The following is a 15,450-nucleotide window of genomic DNA, read 5'->3' on the forward strand; positions in this document are numbered from 1 at the left end:
CGCCGGTAGATGAGCGGGGTGGATAATCATGCCGCTCATACCGGCGAGCGTTTATACACGCACTATCTTGCCGCTGATCGCCACCGCTGCCAGCAACCCACCGATCAGCAGGAACGCGGTTGCCACGCTGCTGGCATGGGCAATGAAACCGATCACTGCCGGCCCGGCCAATATGCCCGCATAGCCCAGCGTGGTGATGGCGGGCACGGCAATATGTTCCGGCATCACCTTCTGTTTGCCTACGGCGGTATACAGCACCGGGACGATATTGGAGCAGCCGGCGCCCACCAGCGCGTACCCAAGCAGCGCCATTTCCCAGGCGGGGGACAGCGTGGCCAGGAATACACCGGCCGCTGCCAACGCGCCACCGGCCACGATCACCCAGGTAGCGCCCAGGCGCCGCACAATCACGTCACCGGTCAAGCGCCCGACGGTCATGGTCAGGGCGAATGCCGCGTAGCCGAGGCCTGCATAAGCTTCGTCCAGGCCGCGTTCGGCACTGAGGAACACCGCGCTCCAGTCCAGTACTGCGCCTTCGGCCAGGAAAACGATGAAACACAAGCAGCCGATAAACAGCACCACGCCATGAGGAATGGCAAACGCCGGCCCTGAGCTTTCACTGCCATAGGGGAGCAGATGCGGCCTGGCCTTGAGCAGTGCCACTGCCATGATGACGATCACCACCAGGGTTGCCTGCAGCGGCGACAAGCCCAGCCCCAGCAAGCCGGAGACCCCCGCCGCACCGACGATCCCACCCAGGCTGAACAACCCGTGGAAGCCCGACATCATGGTTTTTCCGCTGGCGCGTTCAACGATCACCGCTTGCAGGTTGACCGTCGAATCCACCGTGCCCAGCCCTGCGCCAAACAGGAACAACCCCGCCATCAGCAGCGGAATCGAACTGACGGTGGCCAGCATCGGCAACGCCAGGCAAATCAAGACCGTGCCGGCGGTCAACACGCGCCGGCAGCCAAAGCGTGACGCCAACACCCCGGCCACGGGCATGGCGAGGATCGATCCTACCCCCAGGCACAATAGCAACAGGCCCAGTGTGCCTTCGTTGAGTTGCGCGCGCGCCTTGGCATACGGCACCAGCGGTGCCCAGGACGCGATGCCGAAGCCGGCGATGAAAAAAGCGATACGGGTCGACATTTGCTCCAGCCGCCCGGGAACCACGGGGGCGGAAGTGGGGATCGCAGTCATGAATAATCCTTGGTGTTGCGTTCAACGAAAGGTGTCCGGCGTGACATCCTTGCACATCAGGCCTCGTCGGGCGAGCCGGGTTCCCTTGGGATTCAGTCACCTGGCCGCGTTGGCGGCGATAGACCCGCAATGGGAACGCGCATTCACTGGCGTAAGCAATTGCCATGGTGATGTGGGTCAGCTATTTCCTTAATGGATAGCTCTATTTGGAAGTGTCGAAGTAAGAATTTTCTTATTGTTGATAATTTGTTTATTAAACGAATTTCTTATTTTGTAAAAGACACTTCCAACCTCGTCGTACGAAACTTCTTTTTTATTTTCCAAGGGCCGAATTTTCCCTGAGATCGCTAAGCTTCAGGGCGTTCAGGCGCTTTTTCTCGGCCAGTATTCGGCAGTCACGAGGAGAGCTTTTAATCAGCGAATATTGATTGGCGGGTAACAACGGATGGTTGACGCGTTTGTTTCGTCACGTTTCAAATTAAGGATTCAAGGCGTCACTGCCCACTTGCAGGTACTCGCCTTCACAGGCAGTGAGTGTCTTGATCAACCGTATTTCATCCAGGTGCAATTCGTCAGCGAAAGCCCTGACCTGGATCTGGAGGCGTTGCTTCATCAGCCGGTCTATCTGTACCTGGGCGAAACGGAGCGAGGCCTGCACGGGTTGGTCTATACCATCGGCCGCGATGCTCCGGGTGCCCGGCTCACCCGTTACCACCTTACCCTCGCGCCTCGCCTGGCCTGCCTTGCCCATCGCCGCGACCAGCGGGTTTTTCAGCAGCGTAGCGTGCCGCAGATGATTGCCAGCGTTCTTGAGCAGCACGGCATCCTGGCAGATGCCTACGCCTTCGAGCTCGGCCCGGTGGTTTATCCGCCTCGGCTCTTTTGCGTGCAGTATGCGGAAACGGATCTGCACTTCATCCAGCGCCTGTGCGAGGAGGAGGGTATCCATTACCACTTCCGCCATAGTGTCGACGCTCATCTGCTGGTGTTTGGGGATGATCAAACCGTATTTCAGCGCCTGCCGATGCAGCGATACTGCTCGACGATCGATCCGCTGGCCGCAACCAAGGGTATTCACCGCTTCGATGTTCGCCTGCAAACCCGCAGCCGGCGAACGGTGCGCCGTGACCACGACTTCGAACACCCATCGCTGCGGTTGCAGGATACCGCCGGCGGTGTACCGGACGCGGCGCTTGAAGACTACCGTTACCCAGCCGGTTTCACCGGCCATGCACGGGGGGCGCAACTGGCGCGTCGCAGCCTGGAGCGACATCAATCCGACCGCCATTACGCGTCAGGCAAGAGCGACCAGCCCCTGTTGCGCAGTGGCCATTTTCTTGAGTTGCAAGGCCATCCGGATACGGTCTGCAACGACCTGTGGTTGATCACCTCGGTGCGTCACGAAGGCTATCAGCCACAGGTGCTGGAGGAAGCGGTAGCCGATACGGACACCTTCGTCGGATATCGCAACCGCTTCATTGCGACCCCCTGGCGTGCGGTGCATCGACCCGCGCTCAAACATCCCAAGCCGTCCATCAACGGCAGCCAAACGGCGACTGTTACAGGGCCTGCGGATGAAGAGGTGCACTGCGATGCCTATGGTCGAGTGAAGGTGCGGTTTCATTGGGATCGCCTGGACCAGACGGATGACAAGAGCAGCTGTTGGGTAAGGGTTGCCTCCGGATGGGCCGGTGCCGGGTTTGGCGCCATGATGATTCCACGGGTGGGCATGGAGGTGTTGGTGACCTTTCTGGAGGGCGACCCGGACCAGCCTTTGATCAACGGTTGCCTGCCCAATGCATCGCACATGCCGGCCTATTCCCTGCCGCAGCACCAGACCCGCAGCGTGTTGCGCAGTCGCAGTGTCCCCGGGGGCGCGGGCAGCAATGAGCTGCATCTTGAAGACCGCCGTGGCGAAGAGCTGATCTACCTGCGAGCCCAGCGTGACCTGGAGCAGCAGGTGGGCCATGACAGCCGTTTGGAAGTGTTCGGCGAGCGCAGTGAAATCATCCGAGGCTTGAGCACGGTGCGTCTTGAGAGCGGAGAGCAGCGCCACATCACGGGAGACCGCAGTGTTGCGCTGACGGCAAACGACTATCTGGCCGTGCAAGGCGACAGCCACACCCAGGTAACACAGGTGATGGTGATCGAAGCCGGTCAACAGATTCACCTGAAGGCGGGTGCCAGCCTTGTCATCGATGCAGGCGCGCAGTTGAGTTTCAAGGCCGGCGGCGAGCATTTGCAGATTCAGGCCGGCGGGATTTTCAGCAGCCGGCCCATCACCGTCGGTGGCGCGCCATCCGCTGCACGGTCGGCCAGCCCTTCCTCTATTGCGGGCGCTCCCGAGGCTTCCGTTGTGCAAGGCCTCATCATGGACATGGCCCGCCAATTGGACGCGGATTTTTGCCCCGTATGCGAGCGTTGTCGCGAGGGTCAATGCGATATCACCGGGAGGGCCGCGTGATGCACGACGTGGCTTATCAATGGATGGCGCAACAGCAACAGGCGGGGCGTCGTTTATGCCTCATGCTCGAAGCAAATAATGACAACTGCCAGTCGCTGATGGCGGCTCGCGACCCCTCGCAGTATTGCCCGCTCTATGGAGAAACAGCAGTAGCGGAACTGGCGAGCAAGGGCCCCGTGATCCTGATGTTGGAACAGGTAAGGGAGCCTGCGCTGGCCAATCATCTGCAAAACCCGGAGGCAAACCGGGGGTGGCTGGGCAGTTTACCCAGCGATGATCTGTCCGTTGTGATCCGACATTGGCGTGAGCGACTGCTGGTCGGGCCAGAAGGCAAAAAGGCCCTGTACCGTTTCCACGACAACCGCACCCTGGCCCGTGCCCTTGCATATCTGCCGGCAGAGCAATGGCCCATCTACCTGGGCCCGCTGACCAGCGTGTGTTACTGGCATGAAGGCCGCTGGTGCAGCCGCGACAATCCCGCGCCGGGTGAGTATGCGGTCCCCGATCCCGCGCCCTGGTTGCAGGCGCCCAACCCTCAGGCCGCGACCATTCTGCAGGCCAATATCCTGCGCTACCTGCTGGCCGAGCACAGTGAAGACCTGGCTGCTCTGGTGGAGTTTCACGACCCCAGGATCTGGCTGGCCCAAGTATTGGAGCAGGCCCGAAGCTGGCAATGGCGTTCGCCTGAGCAACTTGAGTTTCTGGTGGTGGGCCGGTTGGAAGAGGCGACTCGGGGCAGTGTCATTCGGTGGCAGCCGTTGGAGGGGGAGGCACCGGGACAGCATTTTGAGCGAGTGCTGGAGCAATGGCGCAAGGAGGGGCTCAAGGATGAGTAGGTGGATGGGACGTGCATTGCTGGCTGTTGGAATGATGTGGCTTACGGGGTGTGCGGGGAAGGCGGCGGATAGCTTTACGCTGGAGGTGGATTTGCCGGCGGGGTTTGCCGTGGTAGGGGACGCTTCATATGCACCCGCATCAGGCGAAGTCTGCAAACTGCCTAGAAGAAATGGCAGGCGACCTGAGCTCAAAATATTCAAGGCTGCCAGCAAACCCGTCGCCAACAGGGTCAGTTTTGAAGTGCCATTCACGGAGCAAGTAAATGGCTGCCCTTTAGTATTGCGCCGCCTCGTTTTCGCAATTAATGCCAGTTGGGGGCAGCGTTGGTCGGACATCGGAAGGGATTATGCCGTCATCTATTTCCACGATAGCTGGGAACCTGGAATGCCTTTGATGCCTGAGACCGGAGTCCAGGAGCTTCCTGGGCGATGCCAGTGGTTGTTTCGTACCGCTGGCCCTAAGCACGCCATTCTTAAAATCCTTTGGTGCAAATCACTGGATGCTGCTGGAAAACTCAAGAGGGCCCGGCCTGGCGGGCATGTGCACCGTGACGGATTGTCCGGGAAGACGTTAAGAATGGTATTGGCATTTACAGAGGAAGAAGAACCGGCTGTGGCTGATAACTGGGTAAAGGTTGCCGGTGGCTGGAGGCGTTGCAGGGGCGAAAGCGAGGAGGATCTATTCGCGTTTTGTCGCGGGAATGTAGTCGACTTCAAGCGTTTCAAAATGCCAGATGGCCGCCTATGCGACGTTTATCCAGCGTGTAATTAATAATGGAGAAACCTCATGAAACAGAATGCATGGAAGCGACAGTTTTTTAACGACAGGATGCCTGCCTGCCCGTTGCACGGCGATTGGTTGTCCTTTTGCCTGGTAGATGAAACGGGGAACGGCAAGGCCTATGGCGGCCTGCCTTACACTCTCCTGGACAGTGCAGGGCAGCAATATAAAGGGCGTTTGGATGGGAGCGGGTTTGCCAAGCTAGAGGGTATTTATTGTGGCCCGGTAATCCTTTTGATGGACGAGCCTTATACGGGAGGAGAAGCGCCTTACCGCCGGCTTATGTCGCGGCCTAATTACGCGTTACCCATTACGGAGCTTCAAGTACGCGCAGAGCAAACATGTTTTCAGAACAAGGATGGTCAGCGTGTCGAAAATAACCCGGCACGGCAAAAAGCAGATCGTTTTCATCAGGTGGAGGTAAGCGATCTGGTTCGGTACAAAGCCCACTTACCTCCGCCGTCGTCTGAAGCTCGCCGTCCCACGCACAGTACGCTCAGGCTGATGGCGGACCTGGGGTTCGGTCCTCCGGAATCCTTATTCAAGGGGTTGGCGCTATTGCCGAACCAATTTACGGCATTGGAGATACGTCCTCTACGAGCGCTACGGCCGATCATTTCCACGGATGATCAGTTTTGTGCATTGAACCTTTACCAGCTGGCGCTTATGGCCACATTGAGTTACTGCGAATTTGGCCAGGATCCTCCAACGGGAGGTGAGGATACGGTCAGTTTTCCGCTGAACCCAAGTATAGGAAACGTGTTTGTAGAGCAGTTGTCGTGTTACCGGGAGGCTTGGAAGTTCGACTCAGAACAAGTGCAGCGGTTTTATCCATTGTATGAAGACGTCGCCTACTCTCGTCGCTTTGAGATTTTGCCTTTTGATCCTGACTTGTATGAGCGCAATCACTTGCAGGGCGAGCATCCGGAGCGCATACATTTTTTTAACGACGTTGAATTCGGCACTGACACTCAAGCTTTCATCTGTCATCACGACGAGGTTGTACTTATAGCTGTGCGTGGTACGGCCAGTGGCGCAGATGCTTTGCGGGATGCAGATGCTCATCAAGTCCCTTTCGTCGAAGGTGCAGGCAAAGCTCATCGAGGTTTTTACCAAGGATTTAAGGCCCTGTATCATTTTGTTCTGGAGTACCTTTCGCGATATCACATTGATCAACGCGTGGTTATCTGCGGCCACAGCCTCGGCGGCGCGATTGCCTTGCTACTCGCTGAAGGGCTGCGCCGCATCCCGGACGCCAACTACAACATCCTGCTCTACACCTACGGTGCGCCCCGCGCCGCCGATTCCGAATTCACCGCAGGCGCCCGCGCCCTGGTCCATCACCGAATCGTCAACCACAATGATCCCGTCCCCAGTGTGCCGGCGCCGTGGATGAACACCACTGCCAAACTCTGGGTGCCAGGCGCCGTCACCTTATTCAGTGCCCCCACTGCCGGCGGCTTGTTGTTTGCCGCTGGCCTGGTACGCGTCGGTGGGAGTGCCTACCAGCACCACGGTGAACAGCAGCACTTCATGCCGATTAGACTTGCCGATGGCACGCACACTTCGGTGTTGTGGAAACCTGGCTGTGAGTCGATCCAGGAAGCTAGTTGTAATCGAGCGCTGCAGTTACACGGCGACATGCCCGACCGCGACAACCTGTTGCGGCAACTGTTCCAGGCCAACCAGCACTTCATGACTGCCAGCTACATTCCCGCAGCCTGGGCGACATTGCGGCGCTGGCAGCAAACCCTGGAGAGCCAGGGGCCTCTGGTGACCGCGAGGGAATTCGAGCTGCTGGATCGCGCCCTCGAAGACATGCGCGAGCAGTTGAGGACCAAACGCCGCGAGCTTGCCCGATTGCGCCCGGCCAATGACCGTAGCCATGAGCACAACGACGCTTTGAACGCCGAGATCGACCGCTTGCACACCAGCCGCGAGCGCCTCGCCAGCCTGCGCTGGCGCCGCCTCGATGCGCGCGATGTGTACGGTAACCATGCCCACGGCGCCAACCTGCAACTGGGTCTCAAACGCTGGTTCACTCACCGGGAAAACTGCGCCTTGTCCCAGGTAGCCAGTGTTCCGTCAGCCCTCCACAGCGACCGGGGAAAAGCGCAAATACTGGACATCGACGCGATCGTCTAGCTCAGTGCATTACACAAACTCCACCTGCGCCGGCTGACGTTTCATCAGCACCTTGCCGTTGCGGATCGAATACAACGGCAGGCCCTGGCTGCGAATCACCTCATAGTCACTGTCTGCCGAGAGCACCAACAGGTTGGCCGGTCGACCGGGTTCCAGGCCGTACCGGTCGCCGAGGGCCATGGCCTTGGCGCTGTTGTCGGTGACCAGGTCCAGGGCGCTCTGCAGGTTGCGGTAGCCGAGCATATGGCAGATGTGCAAACCGGCTTCCAATACGCGCAGGATGTTGCCGTTGCCCAAGGGGTACCAGGGGTCGACGATGGAGTCCTGGCCGAAACACACGTTCATGCCGGCCTCGAGCAGTTCGTTGACGCGTGTGACGCCCCGGCGTTTGGGGAAACTGTCAAAGCGGCCTTGCAAGTGGATACTTTCGGTGGGGCAGGAGATGAAGCTGATGCCGGAGTGACCCAGCAGGCGAAACAGTTTGGCGCAGTAGGCGTTGTCGTAGGAGCCCATGGCGGTGGTGTGGCTGGCGGTGACGCGAGCCCCCATGTCGCGGCTGCGTGCTTCCTCGGCCAGCACTTCAAGAAAGCGTGAGTGCGGGTCATCGGTTTCGTCGCAGTGGACATCCACCAGGCAGCCGGTGCGTTCGGCCAGGTCCATGAGGAACTTCACCGAGCTCACCCCTTGATCGCGGGTGTACTCGAAGTGGGGGATGCCGCCGATGACGTCGGCGCCCAGGCGAATGGCTTCTTCCATCAGTTCACGGCCATTGCGGAAAGACTCGATGCCTTCCTGGGGAAAGGCAACGATTTGCAGGTCGATCAGGTGCGAGCTTTCTTCGCGCACTCGCAGCATGGCTTTGAGCGCGGTGAGGTCCGGGTCGGTCACGTCGACGTGGGTGCGCACATGCTGGATACCGTGGGCGGCGAGGGCCTGGATGGTTTTTTTGGCGCGGGTTTTGGTGTCTTCCTCCGTGATGGTGGCTTTGCGTTCCCCCCAGCATTCGATGCCTTCGAACAGGGTGCCGCTCATGTTCCAGCGTGGTTCGCCGGCGGTAAGGGTGGCGTCCAGGTGAATATGCGGTTCGACGAAGGGCGGGATCACCAGATTGCCGGCGGCATCCAGGTCGCCGGTCATTAAGGTCGGAATGCTTGTTTGTGCAGTGATGCTGGCGATCCGGCCATGTTCCAGGTGCAGATCATGCAGGCCTTCACGGTGGCGCAGGCGGGCATTGATGATGTGCATGGGCAAGTTCCTCTTGGCTAAATTCAATCAGGCGGCCATCAGGTTACCATTGGCAGTGCTCAGGCTCATGCAGGGGCGTCTGCCAGAGGTTCGCGCACGCGCAGTAAAGCAATGAGCAGCATGTAGGTGAGTGACGCGGCAGCGATCCCCACCAGCGGTGCAACCCAGGGTGAGTTGAACGCCAACAGCGTGCCCACCGCGTACGCCGCCAGCCCGGGCCAATTGAACGCGGGCAGGCGGGCATCCGCCAGGCGTGGGTATTGGCCGCGATAACGGTAGAAGAAGTCCGCCATGATCACGCCGCCAATCGGCGGGATCACCGTGCCCAACAGGATCAGGTACGGCACGAGCATGTCGTACATGCCCAGCAAGGCGAGCAGGGTGCCGATCACTGCACCGGCCAGGGTCACGGTTTTGCGCCGCCGGGTGCGCAGCAGGTTGCAGCCGGCGACGGCGAAGTTGTAGATGGTGTTGTCCTGAGTGCTCCAGATATTGAGCAGCAGCATGGCCATCGCCGCCATGGCGAAACCCTGCAGCAGCAAGACTTCCACTACGTCCGGCTGCTGATAAACGATTGCGCCGTAGGCTCCGATCAACACCATCAAGCCGTTGCCGATAAAAAAGCCGATCAGGCTGGCCAGTACCGCGACCTTGGCCGAGCGAGAAAACCGCGTCCAGTTGGTGGCCTGGGTCGCGCCGCTGACGAAGGTGCCGAACACCAGGGTGATCGCGGTGGACAGGTCCAGCTCGGCGGTCGGCACCACCGCCAGCAGGCCGTCCAGCCCGCCAACCTTTACAGTCGCGACCCACATCGACAGCACCAGCAAAATGCCCATGGCGGGCACCGCGATGTAAGACAGGATTTCCAGCCCGCGATACCCCACGTATGCCGTGGCACAGAACACCAGGCCAAACACCACCATCAATGCCAGCACGCTGCCCTGGCTCAGCTCGAAATACTTGCCCAGTACCACGGCGGCCGTGGCGGTGCCCCAGGCATACCAGCCAATCTGGGTGAAACCGAGGATCAGGTCACTGAGCTTGCTGCCGATTTCACCAAAGCAGAAACGCCCCATCAATACCGAGTTCAAACCACTTCTAAAGGCGATGTAGCCCAGGCCCGCGGCGTAGATACCCAGCAGCAGGTTACCCAGGGCCACAACGCCGAGCATGCCGGTAAAGCTGAAGGCCACCCCCAACTTGCCGCCGGCAAACATGGTCGCCGTAAAAAACGTGAACCCCAGCAGCACCATGGCCGTGGAGGCCAGGCCCTTGCGCGCATGCAGGGGCACTTCGCTGAGCGGGTAATCGTTACCGGATTCTTGCTGGGTCATGTGCCTTGCTCCCTGAATAATGACGCAGGCCTGTTGCACCGTGCGTGCCAAAACGGCGGCGCGGGTGCATGCGCCCTGGGGCGCCCGGTAGTTATAGCCAAACGCAGGGAAGTCGTCGGCGCAAGGGGAACTGCTGGCCCATCAAGCGCGAAAGCGGTGCGGCCGTGATACAAATTGGATCAGTGGACGGCAGGCGTAAAAAAACCACCCGCAGGTGGTTTTTTCAACAGCCCAGGACTTACTCGCCGCGATAGATACATCCGCTGGTGCACGTCTCATGGATGCGAATCGCGCTGAGTTCCGGCAGCAAGGGTTTCAATTCAGTCCAGATCCACTTGGCCAGCACTTCGCTGGTGGGGTTTTCCAGGCCGGGGATGTCGTTGAGGTAGTTGTGGTCGAGACGCTCGTAGAGCGGCTTGAAAATCGCCTTGATTTCCGAGAAGTCGCGAATCCAGCCGGTATGGGGATCCAGGTCGCCGCTCAAGTGGATCGCCACCTTGAACGAATGCCCGTGCAGGCGTCCGCATTTATGGCCGTCGGGGACGTGGGGCAGGCGGTGGGCGGATTCGAACGTAAACTCTTTGAAGATTTCCACGGTATTTTCAGCTCGGTCAGGTATCTGGCAGGCGGCGAGTTTAACAGCTTGACCCGTCGCCGCGCATACCGCTGGGTCAAAGTGCTTGCAAACGCTCGCCCAGTCCACCGTTGTCCGCCAGCTGCAGAAACTCGTCGCCCAACCGCCGACTCTCGCTCATTGCCGTCTGCCAGTATTTGTTGCGACTTTTGTCGTCGCCCATGAAGCGCTTGAAGTCGCTACGGTCCGGCAATTTGCCGTGAGGCAGACGGGCCAGGTAGTCCCTGGACGGTGCCAGCAGCAAGACATCCTGCAAACCCTGTGGATTGCTGCGCCGCCATGGCAGGCCTTTGTCGAACCAGCCGGGAATGACCCGGTCGGTAAAGTGCGGGTACAACACGATATCGTCGCCGCAGTAGGGCAGGTCGAGGTGGTAGTCCAACAAGCCGCCGTCGCGGTAGGTTCCGGCGCCCGCACCGGGCAAGTCGCGTACGCCCTGCATCACCATGGGAATCGAACCGGACGCCAGCAGCGCCTGGCGCAGGTTGCCCATTTCCAGTGCAAGGAAGCGCGACGGAAAATCCTTCAGCGGGTGTACCGGGGGCGCTTGGCGGGGGTCGTGGACGATCAGGCGTTCGAAATGCCGCGACAAGCGCGCGCGGCCGCGCAGGTTATCGGCGATCACCGAGGACAGGCCCAGGCCCAGCCGGCCTCGGTGGTCATCGGCGAGCAAGCCGTGGCTTTTCACCACCATTATGTTCAGGCGGTAGTCGGGGTTGTCCAGCACCTGTGCATCGCGGCCGGCCAGCAGGTCGTCGAGCATACGCTCGCAGCTCTGGCTGACTTCGGTCATGGTCACGCCTTTGGCAAAACGCTGTTCGTTATACAGGCGGCCCAGGTCGAGCAAGCCTTGCACCGGGTCGGGCAGGCAAGCGCTGGCAAATCGCCAGGAACCGATGGACGCACCGATCAGCGCGCGCTCCCGAGGCGCACGCACCAGCCAGTCGCCGAACAGCGCCAGGTCAAGGCCTTGAATGCCGAGGGCCTTGGGGCCGCCGGCCGCGCCGGGAAGGATGCCCACGTCAGCGGGCGCAAGGCCTTGCTCGCGAATACGGGCGAAGGCGCGCGTGCCGGCCTTGAGCGTCAGGGCGGGGAATTTGATGTGAATGGCGGTCATACACGTCTCGGGCAGGGGCGAGGGTGCTCGCGAAAAACGTTAACGATAATGGTTGTATCCAGAGTAAACAGTATGGCGTGGGAGATCGAAGCGAAATTGCCATGGTGGCAATTCAGTTTCAGTTAAGTTGCCGCGCGTACCGTGATCAGGTGTAGGAAAAACATCCTGAAACGGAGACTCATCATGAAGCGCCTTACAGCGCTGGTCGCCGCCGGTATCATTGCATCCTCGGTCACGCAGGGCTGGGCAATGGACCCCGACAAACCGCTGAAATTGCCTGGCACTGTTACCATTGTCGCCTTCGATCAGCTTGAAGCCACGGCCCTGGCCTTGCATCCGGGTTCCACCTTGCTGGGCACTGACCTGGACGAGGAGTACGGCAAGTACGTCTACCAGGTCGAACTGGAAGATGCCCATGGCCTTGAGTGGGACGTTGAATTGGATGCGCTCACCGGGCACGTTCTCAAGAATCATCAGGACACGTAATGACGCTATATCAACGCGCCGGTAGTCTGGTGCTGCTGGCGCTCCTGGCCTTTTGCTCAAGCCTGGCTGCTCGCGATCTCAATCAGGATGAAGCCTTGGCGCTGCGCCAGCAGGGGGTGATCCTGCCTCTGGAGGACCTGTTGCATACGGCCATGTCACGCTACCCTGGAGCCCGGCTGCTGGAGGCGGAGCTGGAGAAAAAGCATGGCGAATATGCCTATGAAGTGGAACTGGTGACCACCGAAGGCGTGGTGCGCGAAATCAAGCTCGACGCAACCAACGGTACATTGATCAAAGATAAGGAAGACTGATGCGCCTGCTCCTGGTGGAAGACAACGTCCCGCTGGCCGATGAGCTGCTGGCCGGCCTACAGCGCCAAGGCTATGCGGTCGACTGGCTGGCCGACGGGCGCGACGCGGCGTACCAGGGCCGCAGCGAACCCTATGACCTGATTATCCTCGACCTTGGCCTGCCGGGTTTGCCGGGGCTGGAGGTGCTGGCGCAATGGCGCGCGGCAGCCCTGGCCACGCCGGTGCTGGTGCTGACGGCACGTGATTCCTGGGCAGAACGTATCGAAGGGCTCAAGGCCGGCGCCGATGATTACCTGAGCAAGCCGTTTCACCCCGAAGAACTGCACCTGCGCATTCAGGCGCTGTTACGAAGGTCTCACGGGCATGCCAACCAACCGACCCTGCAAGCCGCCGGCCTGCACCTGGACGAAGGCCGCCAGTGCGTGCTGCGCGACGGTGACGAGATCCAGCTCACGGCCGCCGAGTTCCGCCTGTTGCGTTATTTCATGCTGCACCCCGAACAGATCCTGTCGAAAAGCCATCTGGCAGAGCATCTTTATGACGGCGAGACCGAGCGCGACTCCAACGTGCTGGAAGTCCACGTCAATCATCTGCGCCGCAAGCTGGGGCGCAGCGTGATCGAAACCCGGCGCGGCCAGGGCTACCGGTTTGGCGCCAGCCCTGCATGAAATCGATCCAGCGGCGCTTGAGCCTGGGGTTGATCAGCGTGCTGGTGATCGTCGGCGTGGTGCTGGCGCAAACCAGCCTGTGGCTGTTCGAAGCCGGTTTGCAGCGTTATCTGGAGGCCGGCCTGCGCAACGACAGCGAAAACCTGCTGGTGGCGCTGGTGCGTGGGCCCAACGGCGTACAGTTGGATGAGCATCGCCTGTCGCCCGCCTATCAACGCCCCTTCTCGGGGCATTACTTCCGCATCGATTTTGCCGACACTCACTGGCGCTCCCGCTCCTTGTGGGACCAGGAACTGCCGACGCTCCCCGAGGCCGGGCTCAAGGGCAACCTGCAACTGGGGCCTGAAGGCCAGAAACTGCTGGTATTGCGCTCCGACTACAAACGCTTCGGCCTGCCGATCTCCATCAGCGTGGCGCAGGACTACACGCCGGTACGGGAAAGCTTTCGCCTGATGCGCCAGATCGGCCTGGTACTGGGGCTGGCGGCATTGCTGGTGGTGCTGGTATTGCAACGGATCACCGTGCGCCGCGCCTTGCGCCCGTTGGAAACTGCGCGCAATCAGATTGCTCAGTTGCAGCAGGGCCAGCGTTCGCAACTGGACACCCAGGTGCCGCTGGAGCTGGAGCCGCTGGTGGCGCAGATCAACCATTTGCTGGCACACACCGAAGACAGCCTCAAGCGCTCGCGCAATGCCCTGGGCAACTTGGGGCACGCGCTGAAAACCCCATTGGCGGTGATGTTGAGTGCGGCGTCGAGCGAGGCACTCAGGGATCAGCCGCAGTTGAGCAAGTTGTTGCGCGATCAGCTTGAGCAGGTGCAGCAGCGCCTCAACCGCGAGCTCAATCGCGCGCGCCTGGCTGGCGAAACCCTGCCGGGGGCGTTGTTCGACTGTGAAAAAGAACTGCCGGGGCTGTTGGCCACCCTGAACATGATCCACGGCGAACACCTGGACCTGCGCTACCACGTCGCCCCCGGCCTGCAACTGCCCTGGGACCGTGAAGATTTGCTCGAGTTGCTCGGCAACCTGCTGGACAACGCCTGTAAATGGGCGGATGCCGAAGTACGACTGAGCGTGAGTGAGACGCCGCACAGCTACCTGCTGGCCGTCGAAGACGATGGCCCCGGCATTCCCGAGACCCAGCGTGACCAAGTGTTCAGCCGTGGCGCACGCCTGGATGAGCAGGTCGACGGCCACGGTCTGGGGCTGGGCATCGTGCGCGATATCGTCGAGGTGTGGGGCGGGACGTTGCAGTTGCAGGAAAGCGAGTTGGGCGGGCTCAAAGCGTTGATCGAATTGCCCAGGCGGTAGTGCCGATTTAAAAATGTGGGAGGGGGCTTGCCCTAATGCCAGTCAGTTAAGGCGACACCGAACCTGTGGCGAGGGAGCTTGCTCCCGCTGGACTGCGCAGCAGTCCCATTGTTTGGGGCCGCTTCGCGCCCCAGCGGGAGCAAGCTCCCTCGCCACAAGTTAGTTCTCGCTCCTGCTACTTCTTAACTGACTGGCATTAGGGCTTGCCCCCGATGAGCATGGGTATCTACACAACTTTGTAGCAGTCTAAGTAACCACGATGCGAAGCGAGCCGCTCTTGCTTGTGATCTTGCTTTTGATCTAGGCGCCCCGTTAAACCACGCTGGCCGGAATTCGACAGTGATTTGGGGGGTAAACCGGCAGGGATGCCGGTTTAGCCGCCCCGCGCCATGGATGGCGCGTGGCGGCGGCCCCCTAAATCACTATCGGATTACGGGCACACCGAGCCTAGGCGAGGTGCCGAGTGGTGGGGCAAGAGCGTTTTGCTTACTTTTGCGCTTTTCAAAAGTGAGACGCCGTAAGGGCGGAACCCATAGCAGCCGTTACCGCAGCAACGGATATGTACTCGCTCTGATCCAACATCCTGGTCGGCTGTCAGGCCGCCATCGGGAGCAAGTCGAATCGTCGCACCGCCCCTCCCACATTTGGAACGCGGGGCGTCAGCTAGAGAGGTTTCGGCTCCTGAGCCGCCACAGGTTCAGGGCCGTGCCAAAGTTGTGTAGATACCTATGCCCCGATGAGGGAGTGTCGTCAGCACATCAATGACTGACCCACCGCCATCGGAGGCAAGTCGAATCGTCGCACCGCCCCTCCCACATTGGATCTGCGCCAGGATCAGAGTCGTTACACCCTGAACTGGCCCATCAGCCCCTGCTGCTGATTCGCCAGTTTGTGTGCTGCTGGCCAGGGCACCATT

The 15,450-nt window shown here is 60.3% G+C and carries 13 protein-coding genes and 1 pseudogene; 8 read left to right on the top strand and 6 right to left on the bottom strand.

What is annotated here, in order from left to right; all coding sequences use genetic code 11:
* Positions 1 to 51: 51 nt before the first annotated feature.
* Positions 52 to 1,203, bottom strand: coding sequence for an MFS transporter (locus C4J84_RS09575; protein ID WP_124435222.1), 1,152 nt, complete (start codon positions 1,201 to 1,203; stop codon positions 52 to 54).
* A gap of 445 nt (positions 1,204 to 1,648) precedes the next feature.
* Here C4J84_RS09575 and tssI point away from each other — a divergent pair, with 445 nt between their 5' ends.
* Genes tssI through C4J84_RS09595 form a run of 4 tightly spaced genes read left to right on the top strand, consistent with a single transcriptional unit; the run spans position 1,649 to position 7,429 of the window.
* Positions 1,649 to 3,667 (top strand): type VI secretion system tip protein TssI/VgrG, encoded by a 2,019-nt coding sequence (tssI, locus tag C4J84_RS09580; RefSeq protein WP_124435223.1) that lies wholly within the window; start codon positions 1,649 to 1,651, stop codon positions 3,665 to 3,667.
* Entirely contained in the window at positions 3,667 to 4,503 is an 837-nt protein-coding gene (locus C4J84_RS09585) for a DUF4123 domain-containing protein (RefSeq protein ID WP_124435224.1), read from the top strand. Before tssI ends, C4J84_RS09585 begins: the two co-directional genes overlap by 1 nt.
* Entirely contained in the window at positions 4,496 to 5,275 is a 780-nt protein-coding gene (locus tag C4J84_RS09590; RefSeq protein WP_124435225.1) for a hypothetical protein, read from the top strand. The genes C4J84_RS09585 and C4J84_RS09590 overlap by 8 nt, the downstream gene beginning before the upstream one ends.
* Before the next feature lie 15 nt (positions 5,276 to 5,290).
* Positions 5,291 to 7,429: a lipase family protein gene (locus C4J84_RS09595; protein ID WP_124435226.1), complete on the top strand. Its 2,139-nt coding sequence runs from the start codon at positions 5,291 to 5,293 to the stop codon at positions 7,427 to 7,429.
* Between the two features lie 9 nt (positions 7,430 to 7,438).
* On the opposite strand, the gene codA is transcribed toward C4J84_RS09595, so the two are convergent.
* The 4 genes from codA to C4J84_RS09615 form a co-directional block, all read right to left on the bottom strand.
* The gene (codA, locus tag C4J84_RS09600; RefSeq protein ID WP_124435227.1) at positions 7,439 to 8,674 is read right to left on the bottom strand and encodes a cytosine deaminase; all 1,236 of its coding nucleotides are present in this window, start codon (positions 8,672 to 8,674) and stop codon (positions 7,439 to 7,441) included.
* A gap of 65 nt (positions 8,675 to 8,739) precedes the next feature.
* Entirely contained in the window at positions 8,740 to 10,008 is a 1,269-nt protein-coding gene (gene codB, locus C4J84_RS09605; RefSeq protein ID WP_124366530.1) for a cytosine permease, read from the bottom strand.
* 238 nt (positions 10,009 to 10,246) lie between these two features.
* Positions 10,247 to 10,603, bottom strand: coding sequence for a 6-carboxytetrahydropterin synthase QueD (gene queD / locus C4J84_RS09610; protein ID WP_017736453.1), 357 nt, complete (start codon positions 10,601 to 10,603; stop codon positions 10,247 to 10,249).
* 76 nt (positions 10,604 to 10,679) lie between these two features.
* A complete protein-coding gene (locus tag C4J84_RS09615; RefSeq protein ID WP_124435228.1) occupies positions 10,680 to 11,759 on the bottom strand; it encodes a patatin-like phospholipase family protein in 1,080 nt (359 codons plus the stop codon).
* 183 nt (positions 11,760 to 11,942) lie between these two features.
* On the opposite strand from C4J84_RS09615, the gene C4J84_RS09620 reads away from it, so the two are divergent.
* From C4J84_RS09620 to C4J84_RS09635, 4 genes are read left to right on the top strand one after another with little or no spacing between them, the layout of a single operon-like run.
* Positions 11,943 to 12,245 (top strand): PepSY domain-containing protein, encoded by a 303-nt coding sequence (locus tag C4J84_RS09620; RefSeq protein WP_124403649.1) that lies wholly within the window; start codon positions 11,943 to 11,945, stop codon positions 12,243 to 12,245.
* Entirely contained in the window at positions 12,245 to 12,556 is a 312-nt protein-coding gene (locus tag C4J84_RS09625) for a PepSY domain-containing protein (RefSeq protein ID WP_124429214.1), read from the top strand. Before C4J84_RS09620 ends, C4J84_RS09625 begins: the two co-directional genes overlap by 1 nt.
* Positions 12,556 to 13,224 carry a response regulator transcription factor gene (locus tag C4J84_RS09630; protein WP_124370264.1) on the top strand — a complete coding sequence of 223 codons (669 nt, stop codon included), beginning with the start codon at positions 12,556 to 12,558 and terminating at the stop codon, positions 13,222 to 13,224. Before C4J84_RS09625 ends, C4J84_RS09630 begins: the two co-directional genes overlap by 1 nt.
* Positions 13,221 to 14,534, top strand: coding sequence for a sensor histidine kinase (locus tag C4J84_RS09635; protein WP_124370265.1), 1,314 nt, complete (start codon positions 13,221 to 13,223; stop codon positions 14,532 to 14,534). The genes C4J84_RS09630 and C4J84_RS09635 overlap by 4 nt, the downstream gene beginning before the upstream one ends.
* 62 nt (positions 14,535 to 14,596) lie before the next feature.
* Here C4J84_RS09635 and C4J84_RS26700 read toward each other — a convergent pair.
* Positions 14,597 to 14,692, bottom strand: a pseudogene (locus tag C4J84_RS26700) (N-acetyltransferase); the annotation flags it as partial.
* Positions 14,693 to 15,450: the final 758 nt, after the last annotated feature.

The sequence above is a fragment of the Pseudomonas sp. R11-23-07 genome (assembly GCF_003852295.1).
In the GTDB taxonomy this organism is placed as follows: domain Bacteria; phylum Pseudomonadota; class Gammaproteobacteria; order Pseudomonadales; family Pseudomonadaceae; genus Aquipseudomonas.